This is a genomic window from Cyanobium sp. PCC 7001, assembly GCF_000155635.1.
Classification (GTDB): Bacteria; Cyanobacteriota; Cyanobacteriia; order PCC-6307; family Cyanobiaceae; genus NIES-981.
On record NZ_DS990556.1, the window covers coordinates 2,474,784 to 2,499,518 of the forward strand.

Below are 24,735 nucleotides of genomic sequence, written 5' to 3' on the forward strand. Positions count from 1 at the left end.
GCTAGTTGCGGGGCAGCATCTCCTGCTCCACGAACTTGGTGTGCACGTCCCCGGCCTGGAACTCCGGCCGCTCCAGCAGCTGCAGGTGGAAGTCGATCGTGGTGGGGATGCCGGTCACGGCGCATTCGGACAGGGCCCGATGCAGGCGCCTGAGGGCGTGGTCCCGGTCCACACCCCACACGATCAGCTTGCCGATCAGGGAGTCATAGAAGGGGGGAATCTCGTAGCCGGTGTACACGTGGCTGTCCACACGGACGCCCGGACCGCCCGGCGGCAGCCAGCCGGTGATCTTGCCGGGGGCCGGCCGGAAGTTCTGGCGCGGATCTTCGGCGTTGATCCGCACCTCGATGGCGTGCCCGCGCAGCTGGATCTCCTCCTGCTTCACCGAGATCGGCTCTCCCCCGGCGATCCGCAGCTGCTCGGCGATCAGGTCCACACCCGTCACCATCTCGGTGACGGGATGCTCCACCTGGATCCGGGTGTTCATCTCCATGAAATAGAAGTTGCCGGAGCGATCCACCAGGAATTCCACCGTGCCTGCCCCCTCGTAGCCGATGGTGCGGGCGGCGGCCACGGCGGCATCGCCCATCTGACGGCGCAGATCGGCGTTGATGGCCACGCTGGGCGCTTCCTCGAGCAGCTTCTGGTGCCGCCGCTGGATGGAGCAATCCCGCTCGCCCAGGTGCACCACATTGCCGTGGCGATCAGCCAGCACCTGCACTTCCACGTGCCGGGGCCGGTCGATGAACTTCTCCATGTAGAGCCCCGGGTTGCCGAAGGCCGCCTCGGCCTCGCCCTGGGCCGCCTTGAACAGGCCTTCCAGCTGATCGGGCCCGGGCACCAGGCGCATGCCCCGGCCGCCCCCTCCGGCGGTGGCCTTGATCATCACCGGGTAGCCCATGGAGGCGGCCAGGCCGGCGGCCTGCTCCGGCGAATGCAGCAGCCCCTCGCTGCCGGGGATGGTGGGCACCCCCACCCGCTGCATCGTGGCCTTGGCCGTGGACTTGTCGCCCATGGCCCGGATCGCCTCCGGCGAGGGGCCCACGAAGATGAGGCCGTGGTCGGCGCAGATCTCCGCGAAGCGGTCGTTCTCCGCCAGGAAGCCGTAGCCCGGATGGATGGCGTCGGCGCCCCGGGAGGTGGCCGCCGCCAGGATGTTGGGGATGTTGAGGTAACTCTTGGAGCTGGGGGCCTCGCCCACGCACACGGCCTCATCGGCCAGCTGCACATGCAGGGCGTTGCGGTCCACCGTGCTGTAGACGGCCACGGTGGGGATGCCGAGTTCACGGCAACTGCGGAGGATGCGCAGGGCGATTTCGCCGCGGTTGGCGATCAGCAATTTGCCGATGGACATCCGCAGCCGCTCAGCTGTTACAGGCCAGGGCGGACTGTATCAGTGCTCACCGCTGCAACCCGGATGGGTGCGGGGGACCCGGCGATGGGTATATTGCTGGGCCGGTGGTCCCGAGGGATCCGCCGAACCACCCGGATGGGCTGAGGCCCAGCCGTTGCATCAAGCGGATGTGGTGGAATTGGTAGACACGCACGTTTGAGGGGCGTGTGGCTTCGGCCTTGCGAGTTCAAGTCTCGCCATCCGCACTTTTTTCTGCTTCCCCATCTGATCCGGTGCACGCGGTGCAGCCCCACGCCGCGGATCCCACTCCCGTTCCCGATGTGGGGATCGTGCTGGTCAGCAACGGACCCGGCGAACTCACCACCTGGGTGAGGCCTGTGGCCCAGCGGCTCCAGCGGCGTCTGCTGACGCCGGAGTCCCAGGCCTCCCTGGCCCTCTATCTGGTGCTGGTGCCCTGCCCGAACGGCACCGGCCGCGAGCACCGGGCGGCCGCCCCCTGGGGGCTGTTCGAGCGGATCACCCCGGCCAACCGGTTCTGGTCGCTGCTGCTGCGGCCAGGGCGCTTCGGGCCCTGGCCGCGGCAGGGGGTGGTGGTGTTCCTCGGTGGTGACCAGTTCTGGAGCGTGCTGCTCTCGGCCCGTCTGGGCTACCGCCACCTCACCTATGCGGAGTGGGTGGCCCGCTGGCCCCGCTGGAACGACCGCATCGCCGTGATGGGGCCACGGGCGGCGTCCCGGCTGCCGGCCCGCTGGCGCTCCCGCTCCCGCGTGGTGGGGGATCTGATGGCGGACCTGTCGGAGGCGGCCCGCAGTGAGCAGCCCCTGCCGCCCGGGGAGTGGGTGGCGCTGCTGCCGGGCTCCAAGCCCGCCAAGCTGCGGGTGGGGGTGCCCTTTCTGCTGGAGACGGCCGACCGGCTGGCGGCGCGGCGTCCCCAATGCCGCTTCCTGCTGCCGCTCGCTCCCACCACCACGGTGGAGGAGCTGCTGCGCCAGGCCGGGGCCGCCAACCCGATCGCGGCCCGCTACGGCGCCGGCATGCCGGAGCTGTCCCCTGACGGCGATGCCCTGATCACCCCTGCGGGCACGCGCATCCTGCTGGAGCTGCGCAGTCCTGCCCATGCCGTGCTCAGCCAGTGCGCCATGGCCCTCACCACGGTGGGGGCCAACACCGCGGAGCTGGCGGCCCTCGGGGTGCCGATGCTGGTGCTGGTGCCCACGCAGCACCTGCACGTGATGCAGGCCTGGGACGGTCTGGCCGGGGTGCTGGCCCGCCTGCCGCTGCTGCGCTGGTGCTTCGGCGTGGTGCTCACCCTCTGGAGGCTGCGCCACAGGGGCTATCTGGCCTCCCCGAACATCAGCGCCGCTCGGGCGGTGGTGCCCGAGCGGGTGGGGCCGATCACGCCGGCCCAGATCGCCGCCGAGACGGCGGACTGGCTGGCGTCACCCGACCGGCTGCAGGGCATGCGCGATGACCTGCACAGCCTGCGGGGCCGTGCGGGAGCCGTGGCGGCCCTCACCGATCTGGTGGAGGAGCTGCTGCCCGCCGCCGCCGCCGTTGCCCGCCCCGATTCCTAGGCTCGCAGTCAGATGCCCTGCCGCCATGTCGGAGATCCGTGATCCCCAGAGTTCCGCCTGCGGACTCGACAGCGGCCTGGCCCGCGGCGCCAGCGAGGAGCAGTGGCGCCAGAAGCTCACCCCGGAACAGTTCCGGGTGGCGCGCCAGGGGGGCACCGAGCGGGCCTTCACGGGGGCCTACTGGAACAACAAGGCCAGTGGGATGTACCACTGCATCTGCTGCGGCGCCGAGCTGTTCAGCAGTACCACCAAGTTCGATTCCGGCACGGGCTGGCCCAGCTTCTGGGATGGGGTGAAGCCGGAGGCCATCACCACTCTGGTGGACCGCAGCCACGGCATGGTGCGCACCGAAATCCGCTGCGCCAACTGCGATGCCCACCTGGGCCACGTGTTCGGCGATGGGCCGGCCCCCACGGGGCAGCGCTACTGCGTGAATTCCGCCTCGCTGGATTTCAGGGCCGGCTGATCGCGGCCACCCGGCGGGGACGGATCAGCAGAGATCCATCAGTAGAAAGCCATCACCAGGGATCGCCCAGATCCTCGGCGTCCACATCGAGAGGTTCGGCACTGGCGGCCCCGCCGCCGGATCGCCGCGGCTGGTCATAGCGACGCGGTTCGCGGCTGGCGGGCGGGCTGGTGAGGGGCCGCTCGAACCGCTCCTCCCCCGGGGCGTAGCCGTCGGACCAGTCGGCTGCTGCCCTGGCCGGGGCACCCGTGCGCTCACGTGGGGCGAGCCTCTCCAGGGGCGGACGCTCCTGGCCGTAGCGCTCCTCTGGGAAGCGGTCATCCGCCAAGCGGTCGTCCGGGAAGCGCTCGTCAGGGAGACGGTCCTCCTCGTCGAGGTAGCGGCGCTGACGCAGAGGGGCCCGCTCGCGCCGCTGCTCCACCTCCACGTAGTCGAGCTCCTCCTCCGGCAGGAAGGCCTGGGTGGCGGCGGGCTGGATCCGCCGCTGCTCCTGCAGGCTGGGCATGCCGGGCGCCAGCTGGTTCTCCACCGGCACGGCGGTGCCGCGGAAGCGCTCCCGCTCCTCCTGCTCCCAGCTGGCGCCGCCGATGCCCAGCTTCTCCAGCAGGCCCGTGCCGAGCTGCTTGAGTTTGTCCTCGGCCCCCTCGTACACGATGATCCGGTCCGGGCCGCTGCTCACCACCTCCACCACCGGGAGTTCCCAGGTGCTGAGCACCCCCTCCCCCAGCAGGGGCACGCCGAGGGCGCCGAGCACCAGGGTGGTGAGCTCCCCGGTCTCGATGTCGAAGCTGAACCCCAGCACCTTGCCGAGCTGCTGGCCCGCTTCGGTGACCACATCGCAGTTGATCACCTTGCTGTAGCGGTCCGGGCTGAATCCTTCGGCCAGGGAATCAGCGGAATCCACCAGGATCACATCACCCACCTGGCGGATGCGGTCGAGCGGCATCCAGCGGGGCAGGCCCGGCAGGAACCGGGTCAAGGGGTTGTCCCGCAGGCCGAGGGCGATCACCTCGCGGCGGTCGATGTCCACCACCACCTCCCCCACCACGCCGAGGCGGCGGCCGGTGTCCCGGGTGATGACCTGGGTGCCCATCAGCTCCGAGCGCAGCCAGAGGCGATCACTGGGGGTGGCGGCCGGGTCGCTGCCAGGCGGGGGTGTGGTCGTCATCGGCGCATTCTCACCCAGCAGGCGCGGCGGCGGGGGCGGCCATCAGGCGGCTGGCGGTAATCCCACCACCTGGGTGTGGGCCCCCCGGGCCTGGGTCACGCCGATGGTGCGGGTGGCCGCGGCGATCATCGGCCGCCGGTGACTCACCACCATGAACTGGGCCTGATCGGCCTGGCGCGCGATCAGGCCGGCCAGCCGCTCCACGTTCACGCCGTCGAGAAAGCTGTCCACCTCGTCGAGGGCGTAGAAGGGCGAGGGGCGGAAGCGCTGCAGGGCGAACAGGAAGCTCAGCGCCGTGAGGGACTTCTCCCCGCCGCTCATGGCCGCCAGCCGCCGCACGGCCTTCCCCTTGGGATGGGCCACCAGGGTGAGGCCGCCATCGAGCGGGGCTTCGGGATTCTCCAGCTGCAGGTGCCCCTCGCCGTCGGAGAGCTCGGCGAAGATCTCGCGGAAGTGGCCATCCACGGCGGTGAAGGCCTCCAGAAAGGCCTCCTGCCGCAGGGTGGCCACGGTTTCGATGCGCAGCAGCAGCTCCTCCCGCTCGCTGCTGAGCACCTCGAGGCGCTCTTCCAGCTCTGCCAGCCGCGCTTCGAGCTGCTCCAGCTCCTCCAGCGCCAGCATGTTCACCGGCTCCAGCGCCTCCATGCGGGCCTGCAGGCTGCGCAGCTCGGCGGTGAGGGCCTCCAGGCCGTTGTCGCGCACCTCCTGGGGAATCTCCGGCAGGGGGTCGGGGAGCTCCCGCTGCAGCTGCTCCAGGCGCAGCTGCTCGCTGCGCTGCTGTTCGGCCAGGCCCTCCAACTCCTCCCCCAGGCGCTGCAGCTCCCACTGGCGCTGCTGCAGCGCCTGGCGCTGGGCCGCCAGGGCGGCCTCGGCGGCATCGCGAGCCCGGCGCCGCTCGCCGAAGCGGGTCTGCAGCTCCGCCTGCTGCTGCTCCAGCGCCCCGCGGCGCTCCTGATCGGCCTGCTGGCGCTCCTTCCACTGTGCCCGCTCGGCCACCAGGGCATTCACCGCGCTGACCAGCCGCTGCTCCTCGCCGGTCAGGGCCTCCAGCTGGCTGCGCAGCCGCTCCACGGCCAGGGCCCTGTCCCGGCGGGCCGCCAGCAGGTTGTCGCGCTCCTGCCGGGCTGCCACCAGGGCCTGGTCGGCGGCCTCGAGCTCCTGCTGCAGTCCCTGCCAGCGGGCGACATCGCCGGAAGCCTCGACGCCGGCCTCCTCCTGCTGCAGGGCGGTGAGCTCCTGCTGCAGGGGCGCCAGCAGTGTCAGCAGCTCCTGTTGGCGCTGCTGATCGGTGTCCAGCGCCTGGCGCAGCTGGGCCAGCCGTTCCGCCAGCTGCTGCTGGCGCTGCAGCTGGGGGGTGAGGGCCTTGCGAACGCTGCTGCGCTCGGCCTCCAGGGCGGCCAGGCGCTGCTGCAGCTGCTGCAGCTGGGGCCGTTGCTCCTCGAGCTGTTGGCCCAGCTGGGCTTCGCGGCGCCGGCAGGCCACCAGGCTCTCCCCCAGCTCCAGCAGCCGACGGCGCAGCGGTTCGGCCTCATCGCCCTCCTGGCTGCGGCCGAAGCTGAGCTGGTTGCCCCGTTGCTGCAGGCTGCCGCCGGTCATGGCCCCGCTCTTCTCCAGCAGCTCGCCGTCCAGGGTCACGGCCCGGCAGCGGCCCAGTTCCCGGCGGGCGCTGGTGAGGTCGCCGAACACCAGGGTGTCGCCGAACACGTAGCGGAACACCTCGGCGTAGACGGGTTCGTGCCGCACCAGATCCACCGCGCGTCCCACCAGGCCGTCCCCCTGTCCCGGTGCTCCACTGCCCCGCTGCAGGGCGGCCCCGCTGCTGGCGGGCCGGCCGCCGCCGGAGCGGATCCGGTTGAGCGGCAGGAAGGTGAGGCGCCCGGCGCGGCGCTGCTTCAGCAGCTCGATCGCCCGGGCGGCAATGCGGTCGTCGTCAACCACCACCTGGCCGAGGCGCGCTCCGGCCGCCACTTCCAGGGCGGTGCGGTGGCGCTCCTCCACCTCGCCGAGCTGGGCCACGGGGCCGTGGATCCCCTCGAGGCCGGCCTCCAGCAGCACCCGCAGGGCGCCGGTGCCGCGGCTCTCCTGCAGGGTTTCGCGGCGGCTGTCGAGACGGGCGATCTCGCGCTCGAGCTGCACCTGCTCCTGCTCGAGACGCTGGCGGGTGCGCTGCTGCAGGGCATAGGCCTCGGCCAGGTCCTGCAACTGCTTCTGGCGGCTGTCCGTGGAGCTGGTGAGCTGCTGCCATTCCACCTCGGCCTGCTCCAGCTCCTGCTGGGCGCTGGCCTGGCTGCTGCCCTCCTGCTGCTGCTCGGCGAGAAGCTCCGCCAGGCGCTCCTGGTTCTGGCGCAGGCGCTCGGCCAGCTGCTGCCGCTCCGCCTCCAGCGGGCTGAGGCTGGCGCCGAGCTCCTGACGGCGCAGGCTGCGCCGTTTCTGCTCCTCCATCCAGCTCCCCGAGCGCCCCGCCACCTCGCCCAGGCGCCGGCGGGAGAGCTCCACCGCGGCCTCGGCGGCACGGCAGGCGGCCTCGGCCGCGTCCAGTTCGGCCTGATCGCCGGCGTCCGTCAGTTGCTGCTGCTCCTGCTGCAGCTCCCCGCGGTTGCGGGCCAGCTCCTGGCGCTGGCGCTGCAGATCCTCGGCCTGCAGCTGGTGCTTCTCGGCCTGCCGGGCCAGCTCCCGGCCGCCCGCCTCCAGGCCCGCCAGTTCGGCCTGCACCGCCAGCAGCTGATCCTCCCCGAGGGCCTTCACCTCGGCCTGGAGCTGCTCCAGGGCCTCGCTCCCGGCCGCCACGGCGGCCTCGGCGGCGGCGATCGCCTCTCGTTCCTGCAGCTGCTGGCGGCCGAGGGCCTCCCGCCGGCTCACCAGGGCCTGCAGGCCGGCCTCGGCGGCTTCGCAGCTGAGCACCTGCTCCTGCAGGCGTCCCTCATGCAGCCGCTGGCGCAGGGCCTGGTAGGTGCGGGCCTTGGCGCAGTCGCGCTCCAGCTTCTGGCGGTTGGCCAGCAGCTCCTGCTGAACGATCGAGCAGCGCTCCTGGCGCTCCTGCACGTCGTCGAGCTTGGCGCGGGTCTGTTCGATGCGGCTGTCGAACAGGGCCACGCCAGCCAGTTCGTCGATGATGCCGCGACGGTCACGGGCGCTCATCGACACGATGCGGGTCACATCGCCCTGCATCACCACGTTGCTGCCCTCGGGATCCACCCGCAGGCGCCGCAGCTGGGTCTGCAGCTGCTGGAGGTTGCAGGGCACGCCGTCGGCACTGAAGCTGCTGGCATAGGTGCCTCCGGGGGCCACCCGCAGGCGCCGGCTCACGGTCCAGCTGCGCTGGCCCGGCTGGATCCATGGCCCTTCTTCGGGCGCCTCCAGGCCGGCCTCGGCGTCGTCCGGCTGCCAGTCACCCAGGTCGAAGCGCACGCTCACCGTGGTTTCGGCCGCCCGGCCGGCCCGGAGCATGGCGCTGTTGATCAGGTCGGGCAGGCGCTCGGCCCGCATGCCGCGGCTGCTGGCCAGGCCAAGGCAGAACAGCACGGCATCGAGGATGTTGCTCTTGCCGGAGCCGTTGGGTCCGGTCACCACGGTGAAGCCCTGTTCGAGCGGGATCGTCATCGATCCACCGAACGACTTGAAGTGGGTGAGCTCGACCTGATTGATGAAGACCAACAGGCTCGTGCGCCGAGCCCCCGAAATGTAGCGGAGGGTTCCGGATGCTCAACCCTCTCCTTAGGTTGAAGGCAGAGGTTCCAAACACTGCCCCCGCGGCGCCCTATCCCTCATGACGAGCCCCGAATGACGAGCACCCCGCCCCAGGACCAGAACCCCGAAGCGCAGGCTGCCGAGCAGGAGCAGCACCACGACACGTTCCGTGAACGCTTCGACGCCCTCCTGCCCACGATCCAGCGGGAGTGGCCCCAGGTGGCCCGCCAGACCCTGGAGGCCACGCGCGGCAGCTTCGATGAGGTGGCCGAGGTGATCGCCTCCCAGACCGGCCGCACCGTGACCCTGGTGAAGCACCAGCTGGTGGAACTGCTCGATGTGGCCGGCGCCCAGACCAGCCGCATCGCCGACCGGCTGACTCCCCTGGAGAAGCAGCTCGAGGGGGTGCTCGATGACCTCAATGCCACCCTGCGGCCCCGGATCGAGAAGCCGGTGCGGGAGCGTCCGCTGATGGCGATCGGCATCGCCGCCGGCGTGGGCGTGCTGGTGGGCATGCTGCTGTCCTCCGGTCGGCGCTCGGCATGAGCCAGGAGCGGCGCGAGCGTGGCGGCAAGGCCCGCGACGCGATGGGGCGGGTCGGCGCCCTGCTGAGTTCGGTGATGGACCTGCACGTGCGCATCGCGCTGCAGGAGGCCGACCACGAGAAACGGCGGCTGATCAGTGGCGCCCTGCTGCTCAGCGGCGGGCTCACCATGATGCTGCTGGCCCTGATCGCGGCGGAGGTGGCCCTGCTGCTGTGGCTGCGGGAAGGGTTCAGCCTCAGCTGGATTCACAGCACCCTGGCGGTGGCCAGCCTCAATGTGGTGGTGGCGGGGGTGTTCCTGCGCATCGGCGGCGGCCTGCTGAAGGGGCCCTACCTGCCCCAGACCACTGCCGGCCTGACCAAGACCACCCGCGCCCTGCTGGGCCGCTGAATGGCCGTTAACGGATCGCGTAGTGCAGCCAGCGGCAGTCGATGCCGCCGTTGCTCACCGGGATGCGCCGGCTGGCCTTCATGCGCAGGGCGCCGGTGAGCTCCGGGTTGCCGCTGAGCAGCCACAGGCTCCAGCCGCTGCAGCGCTCCTTCACCATCCGGCCCAGATCGGCGTACAGGCTCTCCAGCGCCTCGGCCTCGCCCAGCCGCTCGCCGTAGGGCGGATTGCACACCAGCACGCCGGGCTGCTCCGGCGGCACGAAATCGCGGCAGTCCCCGCCGCGCAGCTGGATCCAGCCGGCCACGCCGGCGGCCTCGGCATTGCAGCGGGCCTGGCCCAGCACGGCCGGATCCTGCTCCATGCCCAGCACGGGGGCCAGGGGCTGGCCGTCCGGCAGCCGATCGCGGGCCAGGGCCGCGGCGGCCTCCACCTGCTGCTGCCAGAGGTCGGGCTGGAAGTCAGGCCAGCGCTGCAGGGCGAACGGCCTGGGCCCGTCTGGGCCGAGACCCGGCGCCCGGCCGAGGGCGGCGCGGGCTGCTTCGATCAGCAGGGTGCCGCTGCCGCAGAGGGGATCGGCCAGGGGCACGCGGCCGCCCCAGCCGGTGAGGGCGATCAGGCCGGCGGCGAGGTTTTCCTTCAGGGGCGCCAGACCCATGGCGGCGCGATAGCCGCGGCGGTGCAGGCTGCTGCCGCTGCCGTCCACGCTGAGGCTGGCCAGGCCGCCGCCCAGGTGCAGATGCAGGCTGAGGTCCGGGCTGTCGAGGTCGATCGAGGAGCGCTGGCCCCACCGCTGGCGCTGCAGGTCCACCACCGCGTTCTTCACCTGCAGGGCGCTGTAGTGGCTGTGGTTCAGCCCGGGGGCGGTGCCGCTCACATCCACGCGGAAGGTGGCGCTGGGTGGCAGCCAGGTGGCCCAGTCCAGGGCCTGCTGCACGCCGCTGTAGAGGTCGTCGCGGCCGCGGCAGGGAAAGCTGGCCAGCTGACGCAGCAGCCGGAACGGCAGCCGGGCCTGCAGGTGCAGCCGGTAGAGGCCGCCCAGGTCGGTGTCGAACCGCACCGCCCGCCGCAGCGGGGCCACGCCCCCACAGCCGAGGTCGGCAAGCTCCTGGGCCGCCGGCTGCTCCAACCCGGGCGGCACCACGGCGATGCCGTGGATGGTTCCCCCCTGCGGTTCGGTGATGCCCACCCCTGCACCGGCGCTTGGCTGCTGCCACAATGACGGAGTCCGGTTTCGGCCGGACTAGGTGGCTCACACCAGTGTTTCGGACAGCGGTTCGATTCCGCTCAGCTCCATTTCACGGGGCTGCAATGGTTTCGACGGGGCATGAGGAGGGTGACTGAAGCCTGCTCGGTCAGAGCAAACCCGTAACAGCGAACAACATCGTTCGTTTCTCCCGTCAAGCTGCCCCCGTGGCCGCCTGACATCTCTAAGGGAGATGGGGTGAGGTCAGCCTTATCACCCAAATGACCGCTTGGGGGTGGAAGCCCCCCTCTAATCCACCTGCTGCAGCGGGTCTCAGTAAGACCTTCTCAGGACAGGATTCCCCAGCGGACAAAAGCGCGGACAAAATTCCCGCCGCGCCGCTTGCTCCTCACCGCCGCTGGGCCCCTTTCAGCGGTATGGACCGTGAGCAAGCACTTGCTTTCGTTAGTCGTCTCTATGACGCCCAGGCAGCGGGCAGCCTTCTCTGGTCTGACGCTGAACTGACATCAAGGTTCCTCGCCCAATGCAGCCGCACGGGCAGCTCGGAAACCCGCAGCGCGTACGCGCGCGAACCGGGCCACCTGGCCTCATGGATGGCCCTGAGTTGCCCTGGCACGCCGCTGCGGATGCTCGACCCTGCCATCGCTGAGGATGCGGTCGCTGATCTCCGTGATCTGGTGGAGGCCGGCACGCTGGCGCCAAGATCGTTCAACCGTCGCCTTACGGCATGGTCGGCGTTGTGGAGGTGGGCATCGGAGGCGAACCGCTCCGGTGTCACCGGCATCGCCCGCAACGTCTGGCCCAGGCGTGCGCTGCTCCATGCGCCCAAGGTCGCGCGGGCACTGACTGAGCCGGAGCTGGCTGCCGTCACCGGCACCGTGGCCGTTGCTGCTGCCGCTGGTGATTGCACTGCCCGGCGTGATCTGGTGAAGCTCAGAGCTAGTTTCCTGCTGGGCGTGTGCGTCTCTGAGCTGCGCTCACTCCGCTGGGGTGATGTGGAGCCGGTCGAGGGTGGCGGCCTCGTGAGCATCCGCAACGGCAAGGGCGGCAAGGCCCGCACCATCCGTGTGAGCATGGACACTGTCGCGCTGCTGGAGAGCCTGGGCCGTGGTGATGCCGACGCCTGGCTGTTCCTGAATCCAGCGGGCACCGCACCGCTCAGCCGCCAGGCCATCGCGGACCGGTTCAGCCGCTGGGGCAAGAAGGCCGGGGTCCACCTCCACCCGCACCGATTGCGGCACAGCCATGCCACCTCGGCTATTCGCGCCGGGTGTGATGCTTTCGTGCTGAGCGCCACCCTGGGGCACGCCAGCACAGCCACTACCGCGCACTACGTCGCCAGCAACCCTGCGGAAAGTTCTTCACTGAGGCTTGGCTGATTCAGGCCTAAGCATTCTTGCGATGTCTTGATTTGGCAAAGAATCAAATCTTTACGACCCATTCCTGTGACACATGAGGCTGGCTAAATCAGTCTTGGATGGCATTGCCTAACTCCCTTGTCGTTGATCCAAGGTGCTGGCCACGTGTTCGGACCTGTGCCTGGGTCTGAGCTGGCAGAGATTTTTAATGAATTGGGCTGCGAGCTTGCTAATGCTTCTGCGTCAGGGGAGTTGGTTGGAATGGCTCCACTTGATCCAAGTACAGGACCACTTTGCTTGGCTATCGATGGAGAAATCTTTCCTCCAGGAACTGAAAAGACATGGAGCCATTATCCGGGCGACTGCTGCTGTTATTTGTGGCCTGTAGCATGGACGAGGCCGATGCTCAATCCGGAAGGACGGCTTGTCGAGCTGAACAGGCTTGCCAACGGTGACAACGGAGAAGAAGTCCTCCCCTACAGTGTGCCCGCGGAAAAATGGCTTAGGGCTAACCCTCGCACGGCCAAAGTGATCTTGGGCGATGATATTGGCAATGAATTCCTTGGGAAAACTATTCCTGGGTTGCCTCCACTGCCTCCACTCACTCTCAAGATGGCAGCAGAGCGATGGGATGCACTGGTTGCAGAGCCGGTGCGGAAATATGAACAGCTCAGCGCTGAAGGTGCAGCTCTCTATAAGCTTAGAGATGACCCAGGAATGCTCTCTGCTTCAATAGAGAAGTTCGAGGGGTGCATTGAGCTTTTGGATTTTGCCATTTCGGGATACAGAGAGCTGGGCAAGAGGGGCATTCTTGATGGTATTTGGCATCCGCCTTGGGGTGCTCCATTTAAGCAGCTTGCAATAATATATGAAAAACAGGGACGTATTGCTGATGCAGTGTGGGTTTGTGCTTGTGCTCAGAAGGCAGGATGGGGAGGTGACTGGGATAGGAGAATCCCTAAGTTGAAGCGGAAGCTGTCTAGTCTTGGAGGTAGTGCATAGCATGTGGAGGGGGGCGAGGCAATCTAAGGAAATTTGAGAGCCCATTTGTGGAGACTCTTCCCCGTTGTCATTGGATTGTTGAAGGCCCGCTTGCGTCCCCGCAATCGCGCCGTGCCAGTTGCGCACCTGAGGATGCAGACCGTACCGAAGTGGAGGCAGCAGACCGTAACAGCCTCCGGCCCGCCGTGAACTGGGCCACCGCCACGGAGGTCCGCTGATGACCTCCACCTTCGATTCTGCGCCCATGGATGCGGAGCTGGCAGCCGCAAATCGCCAGCGGGAAACCGCTCAGCAGGTAAGGCAGCGCCTCGGCAATCTTCACTCGCCCGTCATCAATCAATGGCTGCAACGCACCCGCCCAGGTGCCTACAGCCCGCCGAATCCCTTCACTGACACCACCCTTCAGGCGCGCGCCGGGAGGCGTGAGCTTGTGAAGCGTGATCAGGCCCTTGGGCTGGCCCTGGCCCGTTCCGCCGGGGGGGAGCAGGCCTTCTCCCTGGAGGTGGCGGATCACCTGGCCCAGCAGGAGCGTGAGACCCACGTGGCTCAGCAGCATCGCCAGAACCATGCCGCCGTTGTGCAGCAATTGGAGGAGCTGGAGAACAGCGCCTCCACGCTCGAGGCGATGGTGGCGGAACCTTCCGCAACTGAACTTCCGTCTGAGGCGCCATGAAACACCGTGGCCGCACCTTCAACCCGCCGCCTGATCCCCGGTGGGACTTCTACCCGCCGGCAGTGCAGGCATGGGAGGAACACCTCGGCATTGGCAGCGGTGGCGGTCTGCTCGGTTTCACCAGGCAGGATAGCGCCAAGGCTTCCGCCGACCAGATCGCCAGATACCGCGAGTTCGGCCACTGGTGGCGAAGAAACCTCAACCCGCACTACAGCCGTGCCTGGCGCAATGTGAAGGCCACTGCTTTAGCCGAAGGGCGCCGTTGGGAAGGTGCCAAAGATCCGCTGTGGGATGTGATGTTCCCGCCCGGTGTCCCTGTTGAACTGCCCCCTGATGCCGATGGCTGACCCCATGCCCACCACCGTGAACACCGCCCAGCGCCGTGTGCGCCAGGCCATCGCCACCAGGCCGGGCCTCACCGCTGCCGAGAAGCTCCAGGCCCTCGTGGCCGTGGAGAAGGCATGGCAGGAGGCCGGCCTCTGATGGCGAGCAAGACGCAACGGAAGACGCATGAGCGGGAGCAGTGGGCCTTCGAGCAACTGGTCAAGTGCCGCAACCTGAGCGCCGTTGTCGCCGAACTCGCCGAACGGGAGGGGATCAGTCTCCGCCGTTCCCGTGAACTGGTGGCCAAGGCCTATGAGCGCCTGGTCGCGGACGTGAACGGCTGCGCCGATCGTGAGGCCCTCCTGGCCCAGTGCATTGGCGCCCTCCAGCAGGGTCTGGAGAAGTCCCTCGCGGCGGGCCAGGTGGCCTGGGCCATCGGGTGCGTGCGCCAGCTCGACGACCTCTTGGGCCTGGGCATAAACCACCCCGGCCGGCCGTCTCCGCCGGGTCAGTACGGCCGACGGTGAGAGCTGCCAGACCGAATCTTGAAAGTCGGTATATTGCACGTAACCCAGGCGAGGGGCAAGATCCCCTCATGAACATCCCACCGCCACCCCCTCCACCATCGCCAGAGGGCGCTTTCCCTCCTGAACCATCACATGACAAGCAGGCAATTCACACAGATTCTGTAACGACATCGAGCCGTCAGTCGGCCACGCGAGCCAGCCAGCGAGTGCGCTGCTTTAGAAATCCTCAGAATAACCATATTGTTTATCCTAGTAATTTCGCTATCGTTGCTGGGGCATTCTTGTTTGGCCCTATCTTTTTCTTGTGCATTGGTGAAGTCGGCCATGCCCTAGCCAACTTGGTGTTGAGCCTTCTTTTGTGGATGATCTTTCTAGGCTGGGTGGTTTGGATTGCCTATGCAATCGCTGCACCCAGTATTGTGCGCAATAAGTGGCTGATGCGAGGATATGTTGAGGAGAGATAGCGCTCGTGGCTTGCCCGGCACCGAGTTCGGACGCGCTTGATTGTCGGCTTGGCCTGTCTGGGCATAAGGCCAGTTTCCGCAAGGTCGCTCACCGCCTGAGCGAGGAGGAACGTCAGCGGATCCTCCTCACCTGCAACCAGCCGGAGTACGCCTCGCTGCCGCCGGGACAGATCGTGCCAGCGCTGGCGGATCAGGGGCTCTACATCGGCTCTGAATCAAGCTTCTATCGGGTGTTGCACCAGGCAGGGCAGTGCCACCGCCGCGGACGGGCCCGGCTGCCGCAGGAACCGCGCTCTGTGCCGCGCCTCAGAGGTTAACGATGGGACCTGTCCAGAAAAGCCAGACCACCTCAGGTGACGCGAGGGTCCGGTTCAACCATCACATCAGCTCGTCAGTCCCAGAGTGCCATCTCATATTTCCCATCGATCCATCGAACAAGGATAGATCGTGGCTGCGTACGATCTATCCTTGTTCGTTAGCAGGTTTGGCTCATTGCACAAGTTCAATCTCGCTTGGCCGCCATGTCTTGTTGATCCACGGCTCCAGTGGCCCGTACATACGCAGGATGGTGAACCAGCTCTTACCTGGCACCGTCTGTAGCCAGTTGCCTTCCTTGCCCTTCGGTGCCTTCGGCGCGAAGTAGACGTCGTACGAACCGTCGGCGTTCTTCTTCATGCCTTCGGTCTGGCTGCCGACCGTCGGGAACTTCTGGCTGGTCTGGAGCTGCGAACGTGTCTGCGTGTCGTACAGCGTGACGGCCCAGAAGTCGTTCACCGGCACGTTCGGCGGCAGACGCAGTTTGTAGGTCTTCGCGCCGTCGAAGGCCTGTTGGTTCGCATCGAGTACGGCCAAGGCGTAGTCCGACCCTTCGCCGGCGCGGCTGGCGGCCATGGCCGGGGTCACGCCGCCGGCGTTGAAGTAGTAGAGCACGCGCGCGTCCAGGCCCATCGCCCCATCGGCTTCGAAACTGGTGTTCTTGTTGGCGAAGGCCGTGGACCAGACGCTTTTGGGGTCGTCCGGATAGATCTTCACCCCGGCAAATCGCGGGTGGTAGGTGATGGCCCGCGACGTGGCGTTGCCAAGCGTGGCGGCCTCCGTCAGCAGCTTCTTCATTCGCGCATCGGGCTTGAACGGCTGGCCTTTGACGATGCCGATGGCGGCGATCGCACCGCGCACCTCGGGGCTGATGGCGTCGATCGGTTCGTCCTGGATGATCGCGTTCAGGTTCTCGAAGTAGCTGAAGTTGCTGGGGAAGACGGTGTTGAAGGCCTTGCCGGACATATCAACGAACTCAGTCGGCGCCGGCTTGGCCGCATCCTTCAGCGGATAGACGCGCAGCTTCGACGTGATGTTTTCGACAGCAGGTTTCAGTCCGCCCTTGATTGAGCCTCGCAGGAAGAGGAAGTTCCGGTTCGTCGGCGGCTTGAGCAGGAAGTAGCCCTCGGGGACCGCTCCGGTGTAGCCCGGCGGCAGGACCAGGTACTTGCCGCCCTGGCCCTTGTCAGGCCCGGTAACGCCCATGTTGCCGACAAAGCGTTGCCAGGCGTCGTCGAGAAAACCGAGCATCCCGGGCGGGATCTCGATCACCGTCGGGCCGTCCTGCGCCAGATCGGTGAAGGTGTAGGCGTACAGCGTGGAGGTGTTGGCCGTGACCACCAGCGTCTGCGAATCCAGCAACTGCGGGAACAGGGCGATCTTGTTGGCCCCCTTGGCCCCGGCATCTGCCAGGCCGGTACGCACTGCGTACATCGACACCGCGCCTATGTTGTCCAGAAACACCTCCGTGCCGCGCATTCGATCGAGGTTGTCGTAGACCGCTTCGGCAGTCGCCTTGGACGGCACCCCGTCGAAGAAATCGAGGGGTCCGATCGGCGTCGCGACCTTGTTCGGTATCGAGATCGACTTCAGGGTTTGTGGTGATACCTGTGCCAATGCAGGTCCCCCTGTAGCGAAAGCCAGTGCACCGACCACTACTAGTGACGAAAGACTTTTGATCATTGGTGATTTCATGAGAAGTTAAACCTTGATAGTCGGATTTCGTTGATTGAAAGCCCGCTCACTTTACGAGTTCAATCTCGCTGGGCCGCCAGTTCTTATCGATCCACGGCTGAAGCGACCCGTAAATGGGCAGGATCGCGAACCGGCTGCCCGGTAGTGTCTGAAACCATTGGAATCGAGGCCATAATTAATTTGCCTTCACGATGCCCGGTGGCTTCCATGTGCCTGCACCGGGTGGCAAGATCGATGGCGCCTCGGTCTTCGGCCAGTAGAGGCGCATCACGAGATAGATCGGACCGTCTGGCGCAGGGAGCCAGTTCAACTCCTTGCCCTCGCCGGGCGAATCCTTCTGGACGTAAAGGGTGAGAGATCCGTCTTTCCCCTTCTTCATGTTGGGAATCATCGGCGAATTGATGAGGTAGCGGTTGATCGGATTCTTGATCAGATACTGGGTCTTGCCGTCATACATGGTGACTGACCAGAAGGCATTCACCGGAGGGTATTGACCCGCAGGGAATGTAATGGTGTAATTGTTCTTGCTGCCATCGAGTTTCTTGCCATCGCCGTCCACGCGGGTCAGCGGATAAACTGCCTCGACGGCGCTGTTGCCATACAGACCTGCCTTGGCGGTGCCGGCTCTCTTGAGCCAGTCGCCGTTGTAGTGAGCTTCGTCTCCCGGAAGGGATCCAACTTGCCAGCCATTGATGTCGGTCAGACCCGAGGCCAGGAAGGTGCTGATTTTTTCATCACCAGCCTTCATGCCTTGGACGATGGCTTTCTGGTGCTCTGGCGAAAGGTCCTTCAAGTCGATGGTCTTCTTCGGGCCGATGCCGATGGTCGTGAGCTTTGCGCGGATGTCTTTGTCCACGTCCGTTTCCGGAACATATTCAAGCGCCGCGTGGAGGTAGCTCCAGAAATTCTCTTTGATTCCTGCGGTGGTAGCCGGACTGAAGTCGATCGTCGGAGCGGCGGCAGGTGCAGGTTGTTTGAGGAAGGAGGAAAGCGGTTCCGCCTTGTAGCTATCCTGGACCTTGATCACATTCGGCATGTCTGCCGGGTCGAAGAGTTGGGTCCGATAAATGGCGACGGAGAAGGGTGTACTGGAAGTGAAGACTTTTTTGATTCCTGCCGGCTTATTCCCTTTCCAATCGGGTCCGACAACCATGTAGCTGCCCTGAGCATTGCCGGTGGAGCGGCTGCCGATGTAGCCGTAGTTGTAGGTGTTGCCGTCGGTCAGCTGGACGGCGTAGTAGCGATCTTTTTCTACCGCTGGCACGGTCAGGACCATCGGTTCGGCGCGGAGGTCCAGCCAGACGAAAGAATAGGGGGTGTCGCTATTCGGTGTGATCACCGCAGTGTCCTTGTAGGTGTAGACCCTCGGCTCGTTCTTGATCTGATTGAACGGGGCCTTGAACTGGCTGCCTACCTTGTCAATGGCATATTCATACATCACGGCGTAGTTCATCACGATGGGCAGGCCGTAGATGAAGCCCTTCTCGGCGATGGCCTTCACTTCCGTAATGCCGAGGTCGGGCATGGCGGCTTGTACGGAAGGGTCGAAGGGCTTGCCCCAGCTGGTGGTGGCTACCACAACAGTTGCGCCACCTAGTAAGCCCAGGATAAACTCGCGTCTGTGCATGCTCATATGTGATTCTTTCCGTGTTACCTACTATTTTAACCTGTTTCCGGGAGCTACGCCAAATAAGGTGCGTCTAACGCCCAAAGCAGCGGCGCTGCAGATCTTCTGACTACATTTGTTTCTTCTTTGACAAGTGAACATTGGTTGATCCTAGCCACTAGGCAATAGAAGCGGATCCTCAGAATATTTACTTGAACGGCTCTCTTCGGTGCGGATCTGACATTGGGGTTGCAGTGTCGAGCGGTACTATTAGATCGATCGGCAGGTTTCTTCGTCGCAGACAGGGTCGGTTGCAGTGTAGATAGAGCCAGGACTCAATCAAGGGCAATCATCGAGAAGCTGTCAATTTGTTCGTTGACGCAAGAGCGCGATCCCGGTAAGCAGAGACCACAGGGGCAACAAGATCAGGAAAACCAGCTGAAACTGTTGGGTCACAGACCAAAGGCCTAGCACCCCCAGCACAAAAACCGCTCCATAGCAAAATCCGACAACCATCAGCAGGCGGCCGTATGGCTTGCCCGCACGCCACATGGTACTGCCCATTACCAGACCCCAAAAACCCATGACTGGACCCTCCATGATCCAAAGACCCTGCTGGGCACCCTTCGCAAGGGCCAGCCAGGTGGTCTCGCTGGCGACTTTGATGGCCGGGTCACCGGCGGCATGCATTGCCGCCAGGGGTGACACCGTGGCAAACAACAGGGCGTCACCGGCAATACCCATCACCGCGTAAGTAACAATGCACAGCGCCGCGATGTCAATCAGCGCGCCGTGCTCTACGCGCATTACCGACCATAGGTAACCGCCAATCACCAAGAACGGAAGGTAGAAGCCAAGTGTGTCCAGAATTAGCGAAGCGTGAAAATAATCGTGTGTAGGGGCGGGCAGGCTGAGAAATATTGCTGGCTCAAAGACTACGGCGAGGTCACCCTTCAGGGCTACCATATACACAGCGATTTGCGACCAGGCTAGCAGTGCGCCAATTATCGCCACTCGGCCGGCTAAGCGTCTTGGGGTTTCCGTATCCTGTGTATTTCGCATAGGGCAAGTCCATTGTTTCGGGACCTTGCTAGTATAACTCAGCGAGGGTGCGTTAGCGCACATACCGCGTCCATCTCGATGTCTTTGCTTGACCTGTTCTTTGATTCTTCCTGAAACCAGTTTGTGTAGGGTGCTTGAAATAGAAATCTGATCACCGAAGGCGTCTCATATACCAGCTCTTCTGGTTGAGCGCCAATGGCCGGCCACTTCAAAACCATGCTTCTGGAAAAATCTCACGTTCTCTTCTTCGTCGGTTTCCAAATAAAGTATGGCGGCGCGTTGCCCCCGGCTTCAGGAAAGATGTAACCCCTCTCATTCGTACATCCGGGGGCTTGAGGACATGGCCAATGCGTCGTTACGGCGAGGCCGTCAAGGCTGATTTGAGGAGGCGGATGAGCCCGCCGCAGAGGCAGAGCGTGGCCCGGATATCAGAGGAGCTGGGCATCCACGTGATCACCCTCTACAAATGGAGGAAGGCCTGGCGGTTGCAGGGAGAGGTGGTGCCGGCATCCGAGAAGGAACCAGAAGGCTGGAGTGCTGCCGGCAAGTTCACCGTGGTAATGGAGACGGCTGGGTTGAACGCCACTGAGCTGAGTTCCTCCTGCCGGGAGCGGGGCCTCTTCCCTGAGCAGGTGAGCCGATGGCGGCAGACCGCCCAGGATGCCAACGCCAAGCCGGTGCTGACCATGGCCGAGCAGAAGGAGCTCGAGAAGCTCCGCGCCCAGGACCAGCGGGAGATCAAGGCTCTCAAAAAGGAGCTGCAGCGTAAGGAGAAGGCCATGGCAGAGATGGCGGCCTTGCTGGTGCTGCGAAAAAAGTGGGAGGCCTTCTGCTCGGAGGACGCGGAAGGCTGACGAGCGCCGCGCACCGGCGGAAGGTGATCGAGCTGATCGGCGAGGCCAATGCTGCGGGCGCCTGCCTGGTGAGCGCCTGCGATGAGATCGGCATCTGCCTGCGCACCCTCAAACACTGGCGGAAGGCCTTTCTGGGGGATGGGGACGGCAAGGACCGCCGTAAAGGCAGTGATGACTGGTGACTGGTGCCGGAATAACCCATCCAGGGAGGGCTGGATCATCACCTCGGCTGGGTCTGCTTCCAGCGTCGTCACGGTGCTGCCGTGACAGCATCAGAAGCACCCCCCTCTTTACCTGTTGTGAGAAAACGGTAGATGAAGTGGTTAGATTCTTTGCGCCGTAGGCGATCTGAGCGTATTGCGATCACGCGCAATTTCTCAAATCCTTTGTCATGAAGGGCGTTTGGCTGTCTGATTTACCGACATGGGCGTCTGGAGATAGGGGGGAGCAGAGGCTTAGCGCCTCGAGCCAGGCCGAGCCGGATGGTGTGAGCCGGTAGCCAGTGCCCTTTCGCCGTATAGCCTTTGCACCCCGGAGTGTGTTCAGGGCGTTGTAGACCGACTGCGCTGGTCGGCCGGTGGCACGGGTCAGCTCGCCCGGCGTGGTTCCAGCCTTCGCCAGGATCTGCTTGTGCAGCGCCACGAGCACCTGCTCGACGCAGTTCTCGAACACGTAGCCCTCCGTAACGCACAGGCGCCCGCCGCGCAGTTCATAGGCGAACCGGCGGTAGCCGGAGCCGCGCAGTTTCAGGACGTGCCACAGCCGGAGCTGGGTGCCGTCGGCCTGCTGCCTCGCCTGGATCATGTGTATCACACTCGGCACCTCCTGAAAGGCCGGATGCCCGCCGATGCCCTTGATGTCCGGCGTCCCGGCTCGGGTGGTGTGGTGGAGGAGCCACAAGGCGCAATGGCGGCAAACTATCTGCTTCAGGAGTCGCAGGTAGGCGTCAATCGGTCCCACGCCGGTGTTGATCCCAGCGCCACGGAGAACCGCGTTAGCGGTGTCGATCACCACCACGCACAGGTCCCCCTTGGCCAACCGGGTGGCCAGCCGATCGAGGCCCTGGAGAGTGACGTTCCAGGCACGTTCGCCAGTGTCATCATCCTGCGCCCAGATCTCAACTTGGGCGCCACGCTCTACCGCCTGGGCGTCTTCGAGGTAGCTCTCCCACATGCTGTAGGCCGACCCTTCACCGTCTGGGGCTATCACCAGTGCGGTGGTGCGGGGATCGTCTTCCGGATCGTTTCGCGGGGCCTCGTGGTCCAGGAATCCACAATCCCTGGCGCTGTAGACCGTGACAAGTTCAGCGGCGGCAGTGGTTTTGCCACCGGCACCATCGGCCACCAGCAGGTGCAGATCACGATCCAGGCCAAAGCCGGGGAGCTGCTGGCGTAGGCCAGCGCCAGCCTTGGCCTTCCCGATCACTCGGCCACGGTTTCCTTTCTGATTGGTGCCGTGACTGAGCTGGTAGCCGTGCTGCTCGGCCCACAGAATGAGAACGCGCTCTTGGGCGCGATCACGACTTACGCTAAGGCGGTAAAGCTCGGCGTAGTGGGCGTCGATCTCGTTCTGGTCATCGGCCAGCGTGGCTGCCATTAAGCCCTCGACCGCTGCTTGTATGCGCTCAGCAGTGGAGGGCCCCGTCTTCAGTGCTGAGGGGGCTTGCGGTAATGCCTCTTGCGACTGTTTAGGCCTGGGAGAATCAAGCCGCTTCAGCTCGGCTTTGAGCGTGGCGCTGTACCAGCCATCCTGAGCTCTTGATGGGTTGAATTGACTGTCCGGGTTAAGAACTCTGAGAGTGACTAGTCTCTCCCAGGCATCGCGTTCCTTAGTCACGAAATGGCCTCCAGACTGAGACCTGTTGGCGCAGGCTGAGGTCATTTGTCTTTGCAACTTTCCCTAAGGCAATGTAGAAAGCTGCTTCTGCATAAGCTTGCTGCACAGCTAGCGCGATGTCTGGGGACAACGCAATCTCGGGAGAAGTCGTACCAACTTCTCCTTTGCCGGCGCCGGAGCCGGTAGCATGATCATGCTGATCCACGGTGGCCTCCGTAATCAGCGGGCGACGTCCATTCCCCTCGAGAAGGTTTCCACCTTGCTCGCGGGGACATGGTGCATCTCCGTGAAGCTGGCTTCTGCCGCCTCTGGATGCCACTGCAATTTCCCGGTAGACAGGCCGGCGAAGCGATAATCACGCCCTTGCCGAAAGGGTGATTTCGCTGCTCGGCGCAGCTTGAGTAGCGTTTGAGGATGCACGCCAAGGCGCTCAGCCATGGCGGTGGTTCCAACCCAACTGGGTTTCATAACTGGAATCGCGCCTGCTAGGCGCGAGGGAAGCCATGCCTGTCTTCCGTTTGGAGCAGATCATCTTGCCAGCGCCGAGCTGCTTTCAGCAGCTTCTGCCACTTGAGGGCATCGCTGCCTCCGTAGCTGAAGCACTCGTCAATCGGGATGAGCCCGATGCGAGTGTGGCGGCGGATGAACCGCGCCCAGGCGGCGCGGTTTACACCATGGGGAAGCCGGTAGTTCTCCATGCCCGGGATAGGTGCATCGAGTGCGACAGGCTTGCGTTCTGGTTTGGCAGCTAGCTCCAAACTGAAGGTTGAATGGCTTGGGTGTTGCGCCGGGGCGACCGAAGTTGCTGATCGGGTCAACGAAAAAACTCTAACCACTCCGAGGGCTTCCGCAAGCTCTCGATGACTCCATTCATCGCTTTAAAGCGGAGAAAGCTGCGGCCGTAGTTCTGTCCGTGGCGGTTTCGTATGCCCTGCTATGTGCTTGCAGCCCATGACCCATAGCCCTGCATATCTGTGCCGTTTCGACACTCATACGGTGCGCCCGCACGCTGTAGGTGTCACGGAAGCTGTACGCTCGAAGCCATAGGCCCTTCCTGGCGTATTTCTCCTGCAGTGCCTTCCACTCCGGCTGGCGCGCGAGAAATTGCTGGACGTAGTGGCCATCAAGCTTCCGCTCCAAGCCGTCCTGGCCCACGGGCCAAGGCAGCCGCCCTGCGTCCATTGCTTCGGCCAGCTCCCAAGTCATCAGTTCCCCGTCCGCGTTCTCGAGAGGCAGAGGCTGAAGCCAGCGTGGTTCAGTTTTGTTTGGACCGGACACCTTGCGGTAGGAGCACCACAGACCCACCACTCCGCTGTCGGTGTGTCGAGGCGTGATGCACTGCAGCTCACACGGACGTAAGCCGTATTGCGTCAGCAGTCGCAGGACGTTTGCCCATCGCGGATTGCGGGTCTCGATGGCTGAGATCAGCTCCAGAAGCTCGGTGTCGGTGAGGGTGGCCTTGGTCCGCTTCTCTGGAGGTCGGCCTCGCAGCTCCTGGATCGACGTTTGATCAATGCGCCAGCTCGGGGACATGCTGTGCCGCGCCACCGCATGATCCATGAAGTTCCGCAGCGCCAGGCAGCAGGCGAAGCGGCTTGCTGGCTTGCCTTTCCACCGCTCCAGGGTCCTTTTAAGCAGCTCGTAGCCATCGGCCGGTGGAGCGGGCTGCCTTAGGAGCCGCAGGGCCTCGAACAGATAGGGCTCGTAGTTCGCCTGCCAGGTTTTGTCGAGGATCTGGTTGCGGCCTTGTTGGAGCGACTCCCGGAACGATTCCACGATGGCTGGCCAGCTCTTCAGCACACGGTGGGATTGCTTGTCGCTGGCCCCCAGGGCCTCTCTCAAAGCGGCTTGGAGGGTCAGCCCGCCAGCCTTCCATGCCGCATAGGTGCGGTTGATCAGCAGCAGGGCATCGGCAACTTGATCCGGGGCCCAATCAAACGGGAGTGCAGCCGATTGGCTGGGTACGTCTCGGCCGCGCACCTTGAGCCGTACGCGCCCTTTGTCCTCGCTGACGGTCCAGCCCTGACGACCTTCGCGGACCATCTGGCGGAACCCGTCTTCCCATGTCGCAGAGCGGCGGACAGAAGATGGCACCTAGCGGACAAAATGGCGGACAAATGGATTCTCCAGGGCTTCCGTTTGTTTGTCAAAGCTTCCCATAACTCATTGCAGGGACTAGGCTCTAGCTGCTGATCTCAGTCATGCCTCACATGGAAGGAGCCCGTATCACCCAAATGACCCATGGGGCCTGGAAGGGCCCCTTTCACGTCTCTGGGGCTGGGCTCTTCCCTGTCTCAGGGCTGCTGTCTTTTCTCGCCGTGTGCTGAGGGGCCTTGGCGTTTGTGCGCGCTCACTGTTGTGAGGGTTGCTGCTGTGCCTGCGAGGAGGCCCATCCAGTAAGCGGTGGAACGTGATGAGCTCCACTGCAGTGGGTGATCATGGACGGATGTGGGCTGCGGCTCTACCAGCACCTTCCAAGACTCAGGCAGTCGGCCCTGCTGCTCACCTCAGCAACGGCTTCCAAGCTGGTCGCCTGCTGCGAAGGGCCCGATCTGGAGGCAAGTGAGACCCAACGCCACGAGCGACGGGATGCAGTCCTCAGGGTCACCACAGCAGGCAGAATCATGAGTA

At 64.9% G+C, this 24,735-nt stretch carries 23 protein-coding genes, 1 tRNA gene and 1 pseudogene; 14 read left to right on the forward strand and 11 right to left on the reverse strand.

Annotated features, from left to right (window positions below):
- Position 1 precedes the first annotated feature (1 nt).
- Positions 2 to 1,354, reverse strand: coding sequence for an acetyl-CoA carboxylase biotin carboxylase subunit (gene accC, locus CPCC7001_RS12145; RefSeq protein ID WP_006910357.1), 1,353 nt, complete (start codon positions 1,352 to 1,354; stop codon positions 2 to 4).
- A 163-nt stretch (positions 1,355 to 1,517) separates the two neighbouring features.
- On the opposite strand from accC, the gene CPCC7001_RS12150 reads away from it, so the two are divergent.
- From CPCC7001_RS12150 to msrB, 3 genes are all read left to right on the forward strand, one after another.
- A tRNA-Leu gene (locus CPCC7001_RS12150) sits at positions 1,518 to 1,599 on the forward strand.
- A 27-nt stretch (positions 1,600 to 1,626) separates the two neighbouring features.
- A complete protein-coding gene (locus CPCC7001_RS12155) occupies positions 1,627 to 2,928 on the forward strand; it encodes a hypothetical protein (protein ID WP_006910739.1) in 1,302 nt (433 codons plus the stop codon).
- A gap of 25 nt (positions 2,929 to 2,953) precedes the next feature.
- Positions 2,954 to 3,394, forward strand: a complete 441-nt coding sequence (gene msrB / locus CPCC7001_RS12160) for a peptide-methionine (R)-S-oxide reductase MsrB (RefSeq protein WP_006910804.1) — start codon at positions 2,954 to 2,956, stop codon at positions 3,392 to 3,394.
- A gap of 52 nt (positions 3,395 to 3,446) precedes the next feature.
- Here the strand turns inward: msrB and CPCC7001_RS12165 are convergent, their stop codons facing one another.
- Positions 3,447 to 4,562 carry a PRC-barrel domain-containing protein gene (locus CPCC7001_RS12165; protein ID WP_006909790.1) on the reverse strand — a complete coding sequence of 372 codons (1,116 nt, stop codon included), beginning with the start codon at positions 4,560 to 4,562 and terminating at the stop codon, positions 3,447 to 3,449.
- Positions 4,563 to 4,604: 42 nt separating this feature from the next.
- Positions 4,605 to 8,216, reverse strand: coding sequence for a chromosome segregation protein SMC (smc, locus tag CPCC7001_RS12170; protein ID WP_006911420.1), 3,612 nt, complete (start codon positions 8,214 to 8,216; stop codon positions 4,605 to 4,607).
- Between the two features lie 126 nt (positions 8,217 to 8,342).
- Here smc and CPCC7001_RS12175 point away from each other — a divergent pair, with 126 nt between their 5' ends.
- Together CPCC7001_RS12175 and CPCC7001_RS12180 are read left to right on the forward strand one after the other, a co-directional pair.
- On the forward strand, positions 8,343 to 8,795 hold the full coding sequence (locus CPCC7001_RS12175; RefSeq protein ID WP_006909201.1) for a YqjD family protein: 453 nt from the start codon (positions 8,343 to 8,345) through the stop codon (positions 8,793 to 8,795).
- Complete coding sequence (locus CPCC7001_RS12180; RefSeq protein WP_006909723.1) at positions 8,792 to 9,184, forward strand: phage holin family protein; 393 nt, start codon at positions 8,792 to 8,794, stop codon at positions 9,182 to 9,184. The genes CPCC7001_RS12175 and CPCC7001_RS12180 overlap by 4 nt, the downstream gene beginning before the upstream one ends.
- 7 nt (positions 9,185 to 9,191) lie before the next feature.
- Here the strand turns inward: CPCC7001_RS12180 and CPCC7001_RS12185 are convergent, their stop codons facing one another.
- Entirely contained in the window at positions 9,192 to 10,370 is a 1,179-nt protein-coding gene (locus CPCC7001_RS12185) for a class I SAM-dependent RNA methyltransferase (RefSeq protein ID WP_006909408.1), read from the reverse strand.
- A gap of 644 nt (positions 10,371 to 11,014) precedes the next feature.
- On the opposite strand from CPCC7001_RS12185, the gene CPCC7001_RS12190 reads away from it, so the two are divergent.
- The 7 genes and pseudogenes from CPCC7001_RS12190 to CPCC7001_RS15860 form a co-directional block, all read left to right on the forward strand.
- Positions 11,015 to 11,767, forward strand: coding sequence for a tyrosine-type recombinase/integrase (locus CPCC7001_RS12190; RefSeq protein WP_225867243.1), 753 nt, complete (start codon positions 11,015 to 11,017; stop codon positions 11,765 to 11,767).
- A 144-nt stretch (positions 11,768 to 11,911) separates the two neighbouring features.
- Complete coding sequence (locus CPCC7001_RS15300; protein WP_198006485.1) at positions 11,912 to 12,748, forward strand: hypothetical protein; 837 nt, start codon at positions 11,912 to 11,914, stop codon at positions 12,746 to 12,748.
- Positions 12,749 to 12,965: 217 nt separating this feature from the next.
- The gene (locus CPCC7001_RS12195; protein WP_006911496.1) at positions 12,966 to 13,421 is read left to right on the forward strand and encodes a hypothetical protein; all 456 of its coding nucleotides are present in this window, start codon (positions 12,966 to 12,968) and stop codon (positions 13,419 to 13,421) included.
- A complete protein-coding gene (locus CPCC7001_RS15305) occupies positions 13,418 to 13,768 on the forward strand; it encodes a hypothetical protein (RefSeq protein ID WP_156796776.1) in 351 nt (116 codons plus the stop codon). Before CPCC7001_RS12195 ends, CPCC7001_RS15305 begins: the two co-directional genes overlap by 4 nt.
- Positions 13,769 to 13,772: 4 nt before the next feature.
- Entirely contained in the window at positions 13,773 to 13,904 is a 132-nt protein-coding gene (locus CPCC7001_RS15925) for a hypothetical protein (RefSeq protein WP_006909447.1), read from the forward strand.
- Positions 13,904 to 14,272 carry a hypothetical protein gene (locus CPCC7001_RS12200; RefSeq protein WP_006909539.1) on the forward strand — a complete coding sequence of 123 codons (369 nt, stop codon included), beginning with the start codon at positions 13,904 to 13,906 and terminating at the stop codon, positions 14,270 to 14,272. The genes CPCC7001_RS15925 and CPCC7001_RS12200 overlap by 1 nt, the downstream gene beginning before the upstream one ends.
- A 550-nt stretch (positions 14,273 to 14,822) precedes the next feature.
- Positions 14,823 to 15,035 (forward strand): annotated as a pseudogene (locus tag CPCC7001_RS15860) (helix-turn-helix domain-containing protein); the annotation flags it as partial.
- Between the two features lie 190 nt (positions 15,036 to 15,225).
- Here the strand turns inward: CPCC7001_RS15860 and CPCC7001_RS12205 are convergent.
- From CPCC7001_RS12205 to CPCC7001_RS14860, 3 genes are all read right to left on the reverse strand, one after another.
- On the reverse strand, positions 15,226 to 16,668 hold the full coding sequence (locus CPCC7001_RS12205; RefSeq protein WP_006909692.1) for a DUF1254 domain-containing protein: 1,443 nt from the start codon (positions 16,666 to 16,668) through the stop codon (positions 15,226 to 15,228).
- 253 nt (positions 16,669 to 16,921) lie between these two features.
- The gene (locus CPCC7001_RS12210; RefSeq protein WP_006911130.1) at positions 16,922 to 18,325 is read right to left on the reverse strand and encodes a DUF1254 domain-containing protein; all 1,404 of its coding nucleotides are present in this window, start codon (positions 18,323 to 18,325) and stop codon (positions 16,922 to 16,924) included.
- A gap of 390 nt (positions 18,326 to 18,715) precedes the next feature.
- On the reverse strand, positions 18,716 to 19,318 hold the full coding sequence (locus CPCC7001_RS14860; RefSeq protein ID WP_156796777.1) for a hypothetical protein: 603 nt from the start codon (positions 19,316 to 19,318) through the stop codon (positions 18,716 to 18,718).
- Positions 19,319 to 19,830: 512 nt separating this feature from the next.
- Between CPCC7001_RS14860 and CPCC7001_RS12220 the strand changes: the two genes are divergently transcribed.
- Entirely contained in the window at positions 19,831 to 20,268 is a 438-nt protein-coding gene (locus CPCC7001_RS12220; protein WP_006910420.1) for a hypothetical protein, read from the forward strand.
- A 23-nt stretch (positions 20,269 to 20,291) separates the two neighbouring features.
- On the forward strand, positions 20,292 to 20,450 hold the full coding sequence (locus tag CPCC7001_RS15310; RefSeq protein ID WP_006911591.1) for a hypothetical protein: 159 nt from the start codon (positions 20,292 to 20,294) through the stop codon (positions 20,448 to 20,450).
- Between the two features lie 181 nt (positions 20,451 to 20,631).
- Here the strand turns inward: CPCC7001_RS15310 and CPCC7001_RS12225 are convergent, their stop codons facing one another.
- The 4 genes from CPCC7001_RS12225 to CPCC7001_RS12235 all read right to left on the reverse strand — a co-directional run bounded on the left by CPCC7001_RS12225 (position 20,632) and on the right by CPCC7001_RS12235 (position 24,147).
- Entirely contained in the window at positions 20,632 to 21,864 is a 1,233-nt protein-coding gene (locus tag CPCC7001_RS12225; protein WP_006911537.1) for an AAA family ATPase, read from the reverse strand.
- 459 nt (positions 21,865 to 22,323) lie between these two features.
- Positions 22,324 to 22,542 (reverse strand): hypothetical protein, encoded by a 219-nt coding sequence (locus tag CPCC7001_RS15315; protein WP_156796779.1) that lies wholly within the window; start codon positions 22,540 to 22,542, stop codon positions 22,324 to 22,326.
- Positions 22,543 to 22,589: 47 nt separating this feature from the next.
- Positions 22,590 to 22,802: a hypothetical protein gene (locus CPCC7001_RS12230; RefSeq protein WP_006909454.1), complete on the reverse strand. Its 213-nt coding sequence runs from the start codon at positions 22,800 to 22,802 to the stop codon at positions 22,590 to 22,592.
- A gap of 172 nt (positions 22,803 to 22,974) precedes the next feature.
- Positions 22,975 to 24,147, reverse strand: a complete 1,173-nt coding sequence (locus CPCC7001_RS12235) for a site-specific integrase (protein WP_006911163.1) — start codon at positions 24,145 to 24,147, stop codon at positions 22,975 to 22,977.
- Positions 24,148 to 24,735: the final 588 nt, after the last annotated feature.